13 protein-coding genes are annotated in these 15,193 nt (G+C 59.9%); 3 read left to right on the top strand and 10 right to left on the bottom strand.

From position 1 onward, the window contains the following. Positions 1–4: 4 nt before the first annotated feature. The 5 genes from kdpB to AWM69_RS17765 all read right to left on the bottom strand — a co-directional run bounded on the left by kdpB (position 5) and on the right by AWM69_RS17765 (position 5,782). A complete protein-coding gene (gene kdpB, locus AWM69_RS17785) occupies positions 5–2,077 on the bottom strand; it encodes a potassium-transporting ATPase subunit KdpB (protein ID WP_373274336.1) in 2,073 nt (690 codons plus the stop codon). Between the two features lie 10 nt (positions 2,078–2,087). Beyond that, a complete protein-coding gene (gene kdpA, locus AWM69_RS17780) occupies positions 2,088–3,782 on the bottom strand; it encodes a potassium-transporting ATPase subunit KdpA (protein ID WP_218727779.1) in 1,695 nt (564 codons plus the stop codon). 8 nt (positions 3,783–3,790) lie between these two features. Next, entirely contained in the window at positions 3,791–3,880 is a 90-nt protein-coding gene (gene kdpF, locus AWM69_RS17775) for a K(+)-transporting ATPase subunit F (RefSeq protein ID WP_048382389.1), read from the bottom strand. A 179-nt stretch (positions 3,881–4,059) separates the two neighbouring features. Then, positions 4,060–5,304 carry a hypothetical protein gene (locus tag AWM69_RS17770; protein WP_218727777.1) on the bottom strand — a complete coding sequence of 415 codons (1,245 nt, stop codon included), beginning with the start codon at positions 5,302–5,304 and terminating at the stop codon, positions 4,060–4,062. Between the two features lie 28 nt (positions 5,305–5,332). Continuing rightward, positions 5,333–5,782 carry a YcgN family cysteine cluster protein gene (locus tag AWM69_RS17765; protein WP_048382387.1) on the bottom strand — a complete coding sequence of 150 codons (450 nt, stop codon included), beginning with the start codon at positions 5,780–5,782 and terminating at the stop codon, positions 5,333–5,335. A 167-nt stretch (positions 5,783–5,949) separates the two neighbouring features. On the opposite strand from AWM69_RS17765, the gene AWM69_RS17760 reads away from it, so the two are divergent. Beyond that, entirely contained in the window at positions 5,950–6,543 is a 594-nt protein-coding gene (locus AWM69_RS17760; RefSeq protein WP_131653232.1) for a nitroreductase family protein, read from the top strand. A 242-nt stretch (positions 6,544–6,785) separates the two neighbouring features. Here the strand turns inward: AWM69_RS17760 and AWM69_RS17755 are convergent, their stop codons facing one another. The 3 genes from AWM69_RS17755 to rnd all read right to left on the bottom strand — a co-directional run bounded on the left by AWM69_RS17755 (position 6,786) and on the right by rnd (position 9,266). Next, a complete protein-coding gene (locus AWM69_RS17755) occupies positions 6,786–7,718 on the bottom strand; it encodes a D-2-hydroxyacid dehydrogenase (RefSeq protein WP_131653233.1) in 933 nt (310 codons plus the stop codon). A gap of 124 nt (positions 7,719–7,842) precedes the next feature. Further along, positions 7,843–8,136, bottom strand: coding sequence for a YcgL domain-containing protein (locus tag AWM69_RS17750; protein ID WP_048382384.1), 294 nt, complete (start codon positions 8,134–8,136; stop codon positions 7,843–7,845). Continuing rightward, positions 8,133–9,266 carry a ribonuclease D gene (gene rnd / locus AWM69_RS17745; RefSeq protein WP_218727775.1) on the bottom strand — a complete coding sequence of 378 codons (1,134 nt, stop codon included), beginning with the start codon at positions 9,264–9,266 and terminating at the stop codon, positions 8,133–8,135. Before rnd ends, AWM69_RS17750 begins: the two co-directional genes overlap by 4 nt. A 256-nt stretch (positions 9,267–9,522) precedes the next feature. On the opposite strand from rnd, the gene ampC reads away from it, so the two are divergent. Next, on the top strand, positions 9,523–10,683 hold the full coding sequence (ampC, locus tag AWM69_RS17740) for a class C beta-lactamase (RefSeq protein ID WP_218727773.1): 1,161 nt from the start codon (positions 9,523–9,525) through the stop codon (positions 10,681–10,683). Here ampC and AWM69_RS17735 read toward each other — a convergent pair. Both AWM69_RS17735 and AWM69_RS17730 read right to left on the bottom strand, forming a co-directional pair. Further along, the gene (locus tag AWM69_RS17735; protein ID WP_218727771.1) at positions 10,680–11,327 is read right to left on the bottom strand and encodes a class I SAM-dependent methyltransferase; all 648 of its coding nucleotides are present in this window, start codon (positions 11,325–11,327) and stop codon (positions 10,680–10,682) included. The genes ampC and AWM69_RS17735 overlap by 4 nt on opposite strands. A 210-nt stretch (positions 11,328–11,537) precedes the next feature. Continuing rightward, on the bottom strand, positions 11,538–12,917 hold the full coding sequence (locus tag AWM69_RS17730; protein WP_131653237.1) for a glutamine synthetase family protein: 1,380 nt from the start codon (positions 12,915–12,917) through the stop codon (positions 11,538–11,540). A 550-nt stretch (positions 12,918–13,467) separates the two neighbouring features. Between AWM69_RS17730 and poxB the strand changes: the two genes are divergently transcribed. Next, positions 13,468–15,189, top strand: coding sequence for a ubiquinone-dependent pyruvate dehydrogenase (gene poxB / locus AWM69_RS17725; RefSeq protein WP_218727769.1), 1,722 nt, complete (start codon positions 13,468–13,470; stop codon positions 15,187–15,189). Positions 15,190–15,193: the final 4 nt, after the last annotated feature.

The raw sequence follows: 15,193 nt of genomic DNA, 5'->3' as shown, positions 1-15,193 counted from the left end.
AGGTTTAAACCAGGTGCAGCGCCGTGAGCAGCATGTCGATCAACTTGATGCCCGCAAAAGGCACCACCAGCCCACCCACGCCATAGATCAGCAAGTTGCGCCGCAGCAACTGCGCCGCGCTCGCTGCCTGGACCCGCACCCCGCGCAGCGCCAGCGGGATCAGCACCACGATGATCAGCGCGTTGAACACAATGGCCGACAGGATTGCGCTTTGCGGGCTGCTCAAATGCATCACATTGAGCACACCCAATTGCGGGTAGACCGAGGCGAACAAGGCGGGCAGGATCGCAAAGTACTTGGCCACATCATTGGCAATCGAAAACGTGGTCAGCGCCCCCCGGGTGACCAGCAATTCCTTGCCGATTTGCACCACATCCAGCAGCTTGGTCGGGTCGCTGTCGAGATCAACCATGTTGGCCGCTTCGCGTGCCGCCTGGGTGCCGTCGTTCATCGCCATGCCGACATCTGCCTGAGCCAGTGCCGGCGCGTCATTGGCACCGTCGCCACACATGGCAACCAAGCGGCCATCGTTCTGTTCGTGCCGAATGCGCGCCAGTTTTTTCTCGGGCGTGGCTTCGGCCAGCACGTCATCGACTCCCGCTTCGGCGGCGATGGCGGCAGCGGTCAACGGGTTGTCACCCGTCACCATCACGGTACGGATCCCCAGTTTGCGCAGCTCGGCAAAGCGTTCGCGAATACCGGGCTTGACCACGTCCTTGAGGTGAATCGCGCCCAGCAGGCGGCCCTGGACACACACCAGCAAGGGGGTGCCGCCACTTTGGGCAATGCTGTCGATTTCCCGCGATAACGCCGGGAGGACTTCGCTGCGTTGCAGACCTATAAAGGCCAGCACCGAATCCACGGCCCCTTTGCGGTAGGTCCGTCCCTGATAATCAATACCCGACAAGCGTGTTTCAGCGGTAAACGGCACCGCGTCAAATTCCGCGGCGGCCGGCTCCGTCCAATGACCCTGGGCGCGGATAAACTCGACAATCGACTTGCCTTCGGCCGTCTCATCCGCCAGCGAAGCCCGCAGCGCACCTTCAGCCAACTCAGAGGCGGTGACCCCGGGGGCGGCATACAGCGCGGTGCAGCGCCGGTTACCGAAAGTGATGGTGCCGGTCTTGTCCAGCAACAGCACATGCACATCGCCAGCGGCCTCGACGGCACGCCCGGACTTGGCGATGACGTTCAAGCGCACCAGACGGTCCATGCCGGCAATCCCGATCGCCGACAACAACCCGCCAATGGTGGTTGGAATCAGCGTCACCAGCAGCGCCACCAAAAACACCAACGGCAAGCTGCCGCCGGCAAAGTAAGCGAAGGGCTGCAAGGTCACGACCACGATCAGGAAGATCAGGGTCAAGCCGATCAGCAGGATATCCAGCGCCACTTCGTTGGGGGTTTTCTGCCGTTTGGCGCCTTCAACCAGCGCAATCATGCGGTCCAGCGTCGACTCGCCAGGGTTGCTGCTGATTTGCACCAACAACCAGTCCGACACCAGCCGTGTATTGCCGGTCACCGCCGAGCGGTCGCCGCCCGACTCGCGGATCACCGGTGCCGACTCGCCCGTGATCGCGGCTTCGTTCACGGCGGCAATCCCTTCGATCACCTCACCATCCCCGGGGATCATCTCCCCCGCTTCGACGCGCACCACATCGCCTTTGCGCAGACGGGTTGCGGGGACCACCTCGAAGCTGCCCCCAGCGGTTCGCCGCCGCGCACTCAAGCCCACGCTGCCAGCCTTGAGGCTGTCGGCACGGGCTTTGCCCCGGCCCTCGGCCAAGGCTTCGGCAAAGTTGGCAAACAACACGGTGAACCACAGCCACAAGGCGATTTGCAGCGCGACGCCCGTGGGGACTTCAGGCGTTGGCATCAAGCACAGGACCGTGGTGAACACCGCCGTCAGTTCAACCACCAGCATCACTGGCGATCGCTTGAGCTGACGCGGGTCAAGCTTGACAAACGCACTCAGCAACGCTGGGCGCCAGAGGTCGGCAAATGCGGTTTTCGGTGACTCAAGGAGCTTGGACTCAGGCGTCGGAGTCACACTTGAAACAGGCGCAGGCATTGTCATCATCGTCTCCTCAGAAACCCGGGGTCAGGTGTTCAGCGATTGGGCCCAAGGCCAGGGTCGGCAAAAAGGTCAGGCCGCCTACCAGCAATAAGGTCATGGTCAACAGGGCGACGAACAGCGGTCCGTGGGTCGGGAAACTGTCTTGACCGCTGGGCGCCGATTTTTTAAGCGCCAGGCTGCCCGCGAGCGCCAGAACCGGCAAGATGTAGCCGAAACGGCCAATCAACATGCCCAGGCCCAGCATCAGGTTGTAAAACGGTGTGTTGGCATTCAGGCCAGCGAATGCCGATCCGTTGTTGGCCCCGGCCGAGGTGAAGGCATACAGCAACTGGCTGAAACCATGGCTGCCCGGATTGCTCACTGAAGCCACGGCACTCGGCACACTGGTGGCGATTGAGCTCAGTACCAATACCCCCACCGGCATCACCAGCAAGGTCACCACCAATAACCGGACCTCCGGGGCCTGCAGTTTTTTACCCAGGTATTCGGGGGTTCGACCGATCATCAGGCCCGCGAGGAACACCGCGATCAGGACGTTGAGCAGCATTCCGTAAAGCCCGGCCCCGACACCGCCGAAGATCACCTCGCCGACCATCATATTGACCAGCGCCACCATGCCGGTCAGCGGGTTAAGGCTGTCGTGCATGCCATTCACCGACCCGTTGGAAGCCGCGGTCGTGGTTTCGGTCCACAGCACTGTGCCGGTGGTACCAAAGCGCACTTCCTTGCCTTCCAGCGGTGCCGCATGTTCAACCAGCGAGCTGCTCAGCGCCGGGTTGGGTTGATGTTCTGCATACAACGCGCAGGCACCACCGATTGAAAACAGCAGCAGCATGCAGGCGATGATCGCCCTGCTCTGCCGCAGATCCTTGACGTAATGGCCGAAGGTAAACACCAGCGCCGCCGGGATCATGATGATCGACGCCATCTCGAACAGGTTGCTCCAGGCCGTGGGGTTCTCGAACGGATGCGCTGAGTTCACCCCGAAAAAGCCCCCGCCGTTGGTGCCCAATTGCTTGATGGCAATCTGGCTGGCCGCCGGGCCAAGCGGGATCACCTGCTCTGCGCCTTGCAGGGTGACGGCCTGTACGTAGTGAACGAAGGTTTGCGGCACGCCCTGCCACACCAGCAACAACGCCAGAACCAGGCACAAGGGCAGCAGGCCATAGAGGGTGGCGCGGGTCATGTCGACCCAGAAATTGCCCAGCGTCAGTGCCGAACGCCGGCTGATGCCGCGGCACAGTGCAACCAGTACTGCCAGGCCTGTGGCGGCGCTGACAAAGTTCTGCACGGTCAAGCCGGCCATTTGGCTGAAATAACTGAGACTCGCCTCGCCGCTGTAGCTTTGCCAGTTGGTGTTGGTAACAAAACTCACGGCCGTGTTGAATGCTTGCGTCCACTCCTGGCCCGGCAACTGCTGGGGGTTGAGCGGCAGGTACTGCTGAAACAACAGGATCGAAAACAACAGCACAAAGCCCGCCAGATTAAAGGCCAACAGGGCCAGGGCGTACTTCTGCCAGCTTTGCTCGGTGTTCGGGTCGACCCCGGCCACCCGGTAACAGACCTTTTCGACCGGGCCCAGTAACGGCGTCAGCCAGGTGCGCCGGCCCTCCATGACGTTGTAGTAAAAACGCCCCAGCCACGGAGCCGGCAGCAGCACCAACACCAGGAAAGCCAGGATCAATCCATAATCATAACTGTGCATAGCGGCTCCTAATTCCTATCTGCGCGCAACAGCGCAACCAGCAGATAAATGAACAGCCCTATGGCCAACAGCAGCGACACCCCATCCAGAACGCCCATGCAAACTCTCCGCAAAACGGCAATTGCCGCGTGTGGGGAGAGTGTGCGTAACACAGGCGTAAAGGATCGAGATCGAGACAGAGGCAGGGGCGTAAAGAAGCTGTAAACAATGCGCCAGCGGCTAGCCTGCCAGCGCGAGCGTGCTCGCGTTCAGAATGACGCGGGCACGCTGTGAGGCGTCAGCGCAACAACGGGCTGTCCAGGACGTCCGAAGAGCCGCCCAGTACGCTTTCACTGAGCTGGATAAAGATCGGGGTGTCGACCTTGTCGAGTCGCATCAACGCCTGGCTGACATCGTCCAGCGAGCGCTTGTTGTGGGTCTGCAGGCGAATCTCGCGATCGAGGGCCTGAAGCAACGTGACAGCCCGCGCCACCGTGGCCTGGCTGGCATGCGGGCCACGCAAACGGGTGACGCCTTTGCCTGCGGCACTGAGCTTGTGCTGAAGGGTTTGATAGCGCTCGTCGCTCATGCCGCCGGCACGGCGCATGAGTTCGATGGCGTAGTATTCGCTGATCCCTTCTGTGATCCAGTCGTCACCGGGCGCTTCATTGATGCCGCTGAATACCTGAACCAGTTCACGCAACAACGGGCTGGTGCCGGACTCGCTCACCAGCGGCAAGGCACTGTGAACATAGATCGAGTTGCGCGTGGCGACGCTGCCTTTCCACATGGGATTCCCCGCCCCCACGATCAGCAGTTTTGCCGGGTTACGCGGGAACACCGCTTGCACCTGCGGCCAGACGAAGGTCAGCAGTGTCAGCACATCCATGCGCCGCATCCCCTCCCCTTGCGGCGCGGACACGGTAACGTCGGTTTCACCCAGTGTCGTTCGGCGGCTGCCCAGATTCCCCGCAAGCATCCAGCCGGTGGGCCGATCAAACAGGCGCGCAGCATCATCGATGCGGAAGCGGTTTTTTCCAATACGTGGCCAGGCTGTTTCAACGCTTTTCCAGCCGGTCGGCAGCTCAAATGCAAGGCGCGCCACCAACTCGGTGCCGTCCTGCTGATCGAGGCTGGCCGCAGGCACCAGGCTCTCACCGCGCAACAAGGCCCAGTGAGGAGTGATCAGTGTTTCATGGCCGTTTTTTTTACGCGGCGGGTTCAAGTGCACGCGATAACTCAGGTGGGCCTTGCCCGGTGCCGGATGCCAAAGGCCCCGGCTGTGGGTCGGGTCAGGGGTGAGTTGCCACGCGCCATCGGCCTTGAAATCGCTGTAACTGCCCGGCACGCCCAGATCGAAATCCAGGCTGCGCACGACCGAGCCTTCGGCCAGGGTCAAGCGCACCTCAGCCTGGTTGCTGTGCGGCAACAGCCGAACGTGGTAGTCCAGATCAACTTTTTTGGCGGCCCAAAGCGGGCTGCAGAGCATCAATAGCAGCAGACCCGCGCCCATCTCCCTGGGCAATGTGTAACGCAGCGGCATACGCACTCCTTGGAAACCGCTCCGGCCTTTAGCCGGCGCGGAAAATCAGATGATCTTCCCAGTCTTCTTCCGGCACGCTGCCTTCGGCGAGCATACGGCCTGACTGTGAGATGCGCTCATGGTGCACAGCGTCCGGATCACCGCAGACCAGGTGATGCCACAGCGGCAAATCCTTGCGCTCGCTGACCAGACGGTAGCCGCAGGTCGGTGGCAACCACTTGAACGACTCGGCCTTGCCCGGCGAGAGCTGAATGCAGTCAGGCACTGAGTCCCGACGATTCGGATAGTCGGTGCACTGGCAGGTTTTGAGGTCGAGCAATTTGCAGGCAATGCGCGTGTAGTAGACGCTGTTATCGTCTTCATCTTCGAGCTTTTGCAAGCAGCACAGCCCGCAGCCGTCGCACAGCGACTCCCATTCCTCTTGATCGAGTTGATCGAGGGTTTTGCGGATCCAGAACGGTTCAACTTTTGCGGCCATGGCTCAAACATCAACATCAGGGAGTGGAAAAGGCCGCCAGTCTAGTACCCCGGGCCCTGTGGGCCAAGCGCTTGTGACTGACGGTGCAACAAGACTTGTCACGTAGGGGGCTTAACAGTAGTTTGACAGCCGAAATGGACCGTTAAATTCAAATTCAGGAAACTCGAATGTCTGCGAATCCCCGCATTGCCGATCACACGATTCATGAGCAATTCACCCAGCGCTGGTCGCCGCGCGCCTTCACCGACGCGACCATCGACAAGCCGACACTGATGAGCTTTTTCGAAGCCGCTCGCTGGGCACCATCGGCTTACAACTCGCAGCCGTGGCGCTTCCTGTTCGCCCTGCGTGGCACACCCGACTTTGACCGTTACCTGAGCCTGCTGGTGCCGTTCAACCAGGGCTGGGCGCAGCATGCGGCGGCACTGGTGGTGATTGTTTCGAAAACCACCTACACCTCGCCGGGCACGACCGAGCAAAAACCGTCCCCCACCAACGCTTTCGACACAGGCGCAGCCTGGGGCCATCTGGCCCTGCAAGCGCAACTGAGCGGCTGGCACACGCATGGCATGAGCGGCCTGGATTACGAACGCGCCCACGAAGAACTGAAAATCCCCGAGGGTTATGCAGTTCAAGCCATGGTTGCCATCGGCAAGCTGGGTGACAAGGCCAGCCTGGTGGACTACCTGCAAGCCAAAGAAGTCCCAAGCCAGCGCGAACCATTGAGCAAACTGGTGGCTGAAGGTGATTTCAGCCTGTAACCCGCAAGCCCTGTAGCCGCTGCCGCAGGCTGCGACCGGCGGCAGCGCCGTCGTGAATTCGCGGGTTGCGGGCGTTCAGATGTACCGCGTGCTCTGGCTCTGCGATCGCTTCGCAATCGGACGCAGCCTTCGGCAACGGCTACACAAGCAGCGCTCGGCACAAGCCCTGTAGCAGCTGCCGCAGGCTGCGACCGGCGGCAGCGCCGCCGTGAGTTCGGTGGTTGCGGTGGGTGACGCGACGGTTAATACCCGCGTTCGAAGTCCACTTCGCCGCGCATGGTCTGTTCGGTCTGGTAGGCCCGCAGGTTGTCGACAAACAGTTGCACCATCATGGGCGGGGATGTCGGGGCGGAGCTGTGGCCGGTCAGCAACAAGCCCCAGGCCGTCCAGAACGGGTGCTTGGAAGGCAACGGTTCCTGACGGCAAACGTCAATGATCGCGGCCGCAAGATGCCCCTGGCGCAAGGCTTCGACCAGATCGGCATCCACCACCGCCACACCACGGCCGACGTTGATAAACACACCTTCGGGCTTGAACTGCGCGAACAGCGGTGCATCGTATATATCGTGGGTGTCCGCGGTGTTGGGCAGCAGGTTGATGACGTAATCCATCTGCCCGACCAGGCGCGGCAAATCGCTCAAGGTCGCCACTTCTTTAAACGGTGCCTGTTCGCGTGCCGTATTGGCAATGGCATACAACTCGACGCCAAACGGTTGCAGAAACTGCGCCACGGTCTGACCGATATCCCCGGCCCCGACGATCAGCACCTTACGCCCGACCAGGCTCTGGCCTTTGCGCTCATCCCACTTGCGCTCGACCTGGCTGACCAGCCGCGCCATGACTTCACGCTCGTGGCCGAGCATGTAGGTCAGTACATATTCAGCCATCACCTGGCCAAAGATCCCCACGGCACGGGTCAATCGATACGTGCGCGGCAAACCCTGCGCCAATAACGGCGTAATTCCCGCCCAGGTGGATTGCAGCCACTGCGGCTTGTGCCCCTGGCGCAGCAGGGTGGCCAACAAGTCGGGCTGCCCCAGCCACACAGGGCACTCGGCGGCCATGCGCGACAGTTGCTCGGAGTCGCCGCTGGACTGTATGTCCAGATCGGGCGCTGCTTGTTGCAGAAGTCGGGTGTACAGCGAGTAGTCGTGCTCGGCAATCAGGACGCGCATGCTTGTAGCCTTTTTAAACACTGCCAGCGTCCGCCGCCGAGGTTCACCCCGTTGCGTTCGGCCACCGTCAATCAAAATGAGTCGGTTCAGACAGGCACCCGGAACCGGGTACCTGGCGCTGCATTTACATCGGGTCGTTGCGGCGCAACAACTCTTCGGGCAAGTGCTCGATGTATTCGTCTTCGGCCGGCGGCATTTGCAGGTGATAGCCCTGGGCTTCGAGGTTGTCCAGCACCTGGGTGATGTCTTCACGGGACAGCTTGCGCTCTGGCGAAAGCACCAGGTCAAACGCATGCACCGGCTTGCCGAACGCCAGCATCAGGGTTTCCGGAACGCGTTCCAGGGCATCGGCCTTGAGCACATACAGGTACATGCCATCTCGCTTGGTACTGCGGTAGATCGAACAAATGCGTTTCAAGACGGTTCTCCAGCGGTGGCCAGGCAATCGAGCAAAGCCTGGCCCATCAGCTCACGGCGCCAACCGCGCAATGATTCCGGTAATTGGTAAGGGCCATTGGGGAAGCCACTTTTAAGCAGGGCTTCCAGGGTTTTCTTGCGCAGCATCAGCTCGGGAGCGATGCTCAAACGTTCAGCTTGTGCCTGCCCGATGGCACGCAAGCGCTTGATCAACAGCGCGGCCTCGACCGGTAGCGGCTCGGGCACGGCTGGCGGCCATTGCTCTGGTGGCAGGCTACCGGCACGCTTGATCAGATCAAGCAGAAACTCGCCGTCCTGACGCACGGTACGCGGGTGCATGTCTTCAATGCGCGCCAGCGACACCAGATTGTCCGGCTGAGTCTTGGCCAATAACCAAAGCGCCTGCTCACGTATTACGCGGTTGCGCGGCAAGTCGCGTGCCCGGGCTTCCTGCTCGCGCCAGGCGCAGATTTCACGCAGGACAGCGAGTTGGTCCCGGGAGAGTTTCCAGGCCAGCTTGGCTTCGCGATACACCTCGAAAGGGTCCACTTCACGGCGAAGATTGGCCACCAGTTCGGCACCATCTTCCAATACCCAGCCGTACTTTTCATCCGACAGGCGCGGACGCAGCAACACATACACTTCGGCCAGATGCAGGGCATCTTCGGCCGCGTAGCTGATCTGGGTTTCTGACAAAGGACGTTGCAGCCAGTCGGAGCGGGTCTCGCCCTTGGGCAGGTCGATGTCCAGCACCTCTTTCACCAGGCGCGAGTAGCCCATGGAAAAACCGAGGTTCAGGTAGGCCGCGGCCAACTGGGTGTCGAACAATGGCGCCGGCAGGCTACCGGTCAGGCGCAGTAAAACCTCGAGGTCCTCGCTGCACGCATGCAGCACCTTGACCACCGCCGGGTTTTCCAGCAGCGCCGCAAGCGGCTGCCAGTTATCGATTGTCAGCGGGTCAATCAGGTAGGCTCGCGTCCCATCGCCAATCTGAATCAGACCGGCAATCGGATAAAAGGTGTCGACCCGCATAAACTCGGTGTCGAGAGCTACGAACGGCAAATGTTGCCATTCAAGGCAATGTTGGCTGAGGCTATCGTTGTCGCGAATCCAGTGAATATCGATGGCCACACGGCTCTCCCTTGAAGAATGGCGCGCAGTATATATCGCCGTCAGGGATTTCCGGGCATTGACTCTCAATCTTGCACACGAAAAAACCTACAAATAATCGGTCTACAACCTACATATAGATTCAGCTTTTCGATGTAACTTGCCGGAGCCGCCGAGCGCTTCCAGCTCAAACACCCCCCTTGGGCGGTCAACCGTCCGGGAGCGTTACGTGAGGCCCCGGTTAATGCTGAGCTTGATAAAACACAGGATCACTCGAATGCAGGTGCTGCGAAAACTACCCTTGATCTCTCTTGCACTGATCGGCCTCTGCGCCTCTGCCAGCCTCGCTCAGGCAGCCAGTACAGAGCCCGGAATCGATGCCGTGGTACACACTGCCGCTACCCGGGTCATGCAGGAATATGCCATTCCCGGCCTGGCGATTGCGCTCAGCGTTGAAGGCAAGCCGCGCTTCTATTCCTTCGGTGTCGCCTCAAAGGACACCGCTGCCGGGGTAACGCCCGACACCCTGTTCGAGGTGGGCTCGGTCAGCAAAGTGTTCACCGCCATCCTCGCCGCGCAGGCTCAGGGCCAGGGCCTGCTTTCGCTCACCAACAGCATCGAAACGTACTTGCCTGAACTCCAGGGCACGCCCTTGGGCAAGGTACCGCTCATCCATCTGGCGACCCATACCGCCGGCGGTTTTCCATTGCAGTTGCCCGACAGCGTGCAGAATCCGCGTCAACTGATGGCTTATTTCAAGGAATGGAAGCCGACGTATGCCGCCGGCTCACAAAGAAGCTACGCCAACCCCAGCATCGGCCTGCTCGGCATGATTACCGCCAACCGCATGCAGCAACCCTATGTCCGGGCGGTGGAGCAGCAGCTGTTCCCCGCCTTGGGCCTGAAAAACAGCTACATCGACGTGCCTGCCAGCAAGATGGCGCTGTACGCCCAGGGCTACGACAAAAAGAACCAGCCCGTCCGGCTGAATGCAGGCTTGCTGGGTAACGAAGCCTATGCCGTAAAAACCAGCGCTCGCGACCTGCTCCATTTCACTGAATTGAACATGGGCCTGGGCAACGTTGCCGAACCGCTGCGTCAGGCCATGGCAGACACGCGCACAGGTTACTTCCAGGTGGGGCCCATGACTCAGGACCTGATCTGGGAGCAGTATCCTTACCCGGCTACGCTCAAGGCGCTGGAGGAAGGCAACTCCAACACGATGGCTTATGAGAACAACCCTGCCATCGCCCTCGACCCGCCGCTGCCCCCACAACAAGCGGTGTGGATCAACAAGACCGGTTCAACCAATGGCTTTGGCGCATACGTTGTGTTCGTCCCCGAGCACCGTCAGGCAGTGGTGATCCTGGCCAACAAGAACTACCCCAATGCTGCCCGCGTCGAGCTGGCCCATGCCATTTTCAATGCGTTGAACTAGGTGCCCTTGCGCACGATATAAATGCTGCCCCGCTCACAACCGGGCAGCACATCGTACTGTTTGAGAGGGCTGAACCCCGCCTGCATGAACTGCGTTTCGAGTTCGGCTTTATTAACCACCACCCGCTGAGTGCGATCAAGGTGAGTTGCCGAACGCCCCACACACACGGACAGGATCAAGGTGTCGCGACTGACCCGATGAAACTCGCGCAAGATGGCCAGGCGATGCGCGCTGTCGTGCACATGATGGAACAGCTGCATGCAAAAGATGCTGTCCACCGCGTTCTCGGACATGTCGATAGAGAACACTGAGCTTTTGAATGTCTTGATACGCGTCAGCAAGTGGGCTGAATGGTGGGTCTGCGCATGATCGAGCATGCCCTGGGAGGGGTCGGCGGCCAGAATCACCCGATTTTCGTGCTCCGCCAGCACGGGCCAGAAGCGCCCGGCCCCGCAGGCAAGATCCAGGACCAGACCCGGCTCCCCTGCTACCTTGAGGGCACGGCGAACCAGACACTTTTCGCGCCACACGGCCAACCGCCGGGCAAGCCCTTGCGGGCGCACTTGCCGACAGACACGCGCATGCTCACGGTCATAACGCTCGGCGAATTCAAGCTCAGTGGTGGACGGTAGCTGCGATGACATGGCCCGCGGACTCTGGCGTTTAATGATCTTCGGCACAGAGACTAACGGCACGCCAGTGAAAAAATTGTCAGAAAGGGATGAAAAGTACACATCGTTTTTATACCCCCCTGCCCTTGGCCATTGATGAGTCGATCAAGGCTGCGTCCGGCTGTACGCTTGCCGGAGCATGTCGTTGACGGACGCGGCCTTGCTCGGCTGTGGCGCTGCGCCTTACGCCTGCTGCAGGTACCAGCGCCAATCCTGCTCCCCGACTTCCCCCATGAACTGGCGGTATTCTTCGTTTTTGACCGCCAGGTAAACCTTCAAAAACGCCGGTCCGAAGGCTTCTTTGGCCCATGCCGAGCCTTGCAGCGCGCGCAGGGTGGTCAACCAGTCGGTGGGCAATTTTTCGCTGGCCTGGGCATAGCCGTTGCCTTCAACCGGAGCACCCGGATCCAGCTGCTCGCGGATCCCGCGATGAATCCCGGCCAAAATGGCCGCCGCCGCGAGATAAGGGTTGGCGTCCGCACCACAAATACGGTGTTCGATGTGTCGCGAAAACGCCGGGCCACCCGGCACCCGCAAGCTCACCGTGCGGTTGTCCACGCCCCAGGTCGCCGCCAGTGGCGCATAGCTGTTGCTTTGAAAGCGACGATAAGAGTTGGCATTGGGGCAAAACATCAACAGCGAATCGAGCAACGTACTGAGCATTCCGCCCACCGCGTGCCTGAGCAAGGGCGTACCGTCCGGGGCCTCGCTGGCGAACAGATTATTGCCGTCCTGATCGGCCAGACTCACATGCATGTGCATGCCGGTCCCGGCCAGATCATCAAACGGCTTGGCCATGAAACAGGCCACCATCCCGTGCTTGTGCGCCACGCCCTTGACCAGACGCTTGTAGCGCACGGCTTCATCCATCGCCTGCAAAGCATCGCTGCGATGCTCCAGGGTGATCTCCACCTGCCCCGGTGCGTACTCTGAAATCGCCGTGCGTGCCGGTATCCCCTGCAATTTGCAGGCACTGTACAGGTCCGCCAAAAACGGCTCGATCTGTTCCAGTTCACGCAGGCCATACACTTGGGTGGCACGCGGGCGCTGACCATCGGCGTCACGGGCCGGCTGCGGCCGGCCATTGCTGTCGCGCTGCTGGTCGAGCAAATAGAACTCCAGTTCTGCAGCCATCACCGGGTAATAACCGTCCGCCTTGAGTTCATCAATCACTTTGGCCAGCAAATGCCGGGGGTCGGCCACGGTGGCGGGCATGCCTTGCTGCGGGTGCATGCTGACCTGCACCGCCGCCATTGGCATCAAGCGCCACGGCATGCGCTGCAAACTGCCACTGATCGGGTAGGCCCGGCAGTCAATATCACCCACGTCCCACACCAGCCCGGTGTTTTCGACATCATCGCCCTGGATGCTCAAGCCCAGAATCGTGCTCGGTAACGGCCGTCCACTCTCATATACCGCCAGCAACTCATCACGGTGCAACAACTTGCCCCGGGGCACGCCGTTATTGTCGAGGATGAACAGCTCGAACATCTCGATATCCGGGTTCAGTTGCAGAAAATCCAGGGCTTCTTGCGGCGCAGCAAAAGGAGAAGTGGCACTCATGGGAATACTCGTCATTTCGTATCTGGCAGGCGCACAGGTGCGCCGATTCAGCCGAGACCCTTAGGGGCATCAACCATCAAGACTTAACGGAACAGACCAGAATCCGGCGGGCGGGCGTGACGACAGTGATACAAGGCCCAAAAGGCCAGTTTTGAAGGGAGCGTGTGCAGACTGGAGGCAGGCCGGGTAAAAAATCGATCGGGGGCAAGACACAGCAGAGTGTTCTGCATGTTCCGACGACCGATGATACCCATTCGCCCAACGCCCATGACCCGCAACCGTGCTACCGAAGATCCGGCAGCCTCACACGACCGGCCGGACACATTAAATGCAGAGTTTTCGACCTTTGGATGCCACACGACTAAACATTGAAGCTCATACCCGTTATGGGGACTCCTCCTTAAACGTAGAGATTCGGCCTGCCTCGGGCAGATGAACGCGTATTCATTGAACGTATTTAAAACCGGTGAAGTCGGATCCTGTGTCTATCCTTTTGGGCATCGTTTGCATCGCGAACCTGAAGCATCTTTTTTGACTCTAAGGAGCTCCCATGACCAGAACGGTTGCCGATTTCATCACCGAAACTTTGCAGCAAGCCGGCGTCAAGCGGGTGTATGGCGTGGTCGGTGACTCCTTGAACGGTTTTACCGACTCGCTGCGCCGTCAGGAGCAAATCCAGTGGGTTCATACGCGCAATGAAGAATCTGCCGCCTTTGCAGCCGGGGCCGAAGCACACTTGACCGGTGAACTCGCGGTTTGTGCCGGCAGTTGCGGTCCCGGCAACTTGCATCTGATCAATGGTTTGTTCGACGCCCATCGCAGCGGAGTACCGGTTCTGGCCCTGGCGGCACATATTCCCGGCAGCGAAATCGGGATTGATTATTTTCAGGCAACTCACCCTGAGAGCCTGTTTAGAGAATGCAGCCACTACGTTGAACTGGTGTCTCGAGCCGAGCAGTTACCGCAAATCCTCGAGCGGGCCATGCGGACTGCCATCGCCCTGCGCGGGGTTGCGGTGGTGGTAATTCCGGGAGATGTAGCCCTGCAAGCCTGCGAAGCCAAGGTACCTCACTGGCTTAAACCCACACTGCCACTCATACGACCTGACGACACTGATATCCGCCACCTGGCGTCGTTTCTCAATGATGGCAAAAAAGTCACGCTGCTGTGTGGCGCTGGCTGCGCGGGAGCCCACGACGAAATCCTGGCGCTGGCAGAACGCCTGCAAGCGCCCATCGTGCATGCGCTGCGCGGCAAGGAGCACGTCGAGTATGACAACCCTTACGATGTTGGCATGACCGGACTGATTGGCTTTGCTTCCGGCTATAAGGCGATGATGAATTGCGACACCTTGTTGATGCTCGGTACCAACTTCCCTTATCGCCAGTTTTACCCCGAACACGGCCATATCGCGCAAGTCGATTTGCGTGTGCAAGCGCTGGGCAATCGCTGCCCTCTGGAACTGGGGTTAGTGGGCGATGTAAAGCAAACGCTGCTGGCTGTTCTGCCCCATGTGCTGAAAAATCCTGACCGCGGCCATCTGGATGCCGCGCTCAAGGATTACAAAAAAGCCCGCGAAGACCTCGATGCACTGGCTGAGAGCAGCCCGAACAGCTCGATCATTCACCCGCAGTACCTTAATCGACTGGTCAGTGAACTGGCTGAAGACGATGCCATTTTCACCTGCGATGTCGGCACCCCTACTGCTTGGGCAGCACGCTACCTGAAGATGAATGGCAAGCGGCGATTGGTGGGTTCGTTCAATCATGGGTCAATGGCCAACGCCATGTTGCAAGCGATTGGCGCGCAAGCCGCTTTTCCTGACAGACAGGTGATTTCCATGTCGGGTGATGGTGGCTTCACCATGATGATGGGCGATTTCCTGACGCTGAATCAGGTGGGGTTACCAATTAAAGTCATTGTGCTCAACAACGGCACTCTGGGTTTTGTTGAAATGGAAATGAAAGCCGCCGGATTCCCCGATGTGGGCTGTAACCTGAAAAATCCCAACTTCGCGGCAATGGCCGAAGCCATGGGTGTCAGGGGAATTCGCGTGGAGCATCCGGAAGATTTGGAAGCAGCCCTGCGCGAGGCCTTCAGCCATAACGGCCCGGTATTGGTCGACGTAGTAAGCGCCCGCCAGGAACTGGTCATGCCGCCGACCAAAACATTTGAGCAAGCCAAGGGTTTTAGCCTGTTCATGCTCAAAACCGTAATGGACGGCCGGGCGCGAGAGTTAATTGACCTGGCCAAGGTCAATATGTGGCGCTGACCTC

Origin of the sequence: Pseudomonas sp. D1HM (assembly GCF_019266105.1) — a bacterium.
Classification (GTDB): Bacteria; Pseudomonadota; Gammaproteobacteria; order Pseudomonadales; family Pseudomonadaceae; genus Aquipseudomonas; species Aquipseudomonas taetrolens.
This window is presented reverse-complemented; position numbering and strand designations above follow the sequence as displayed.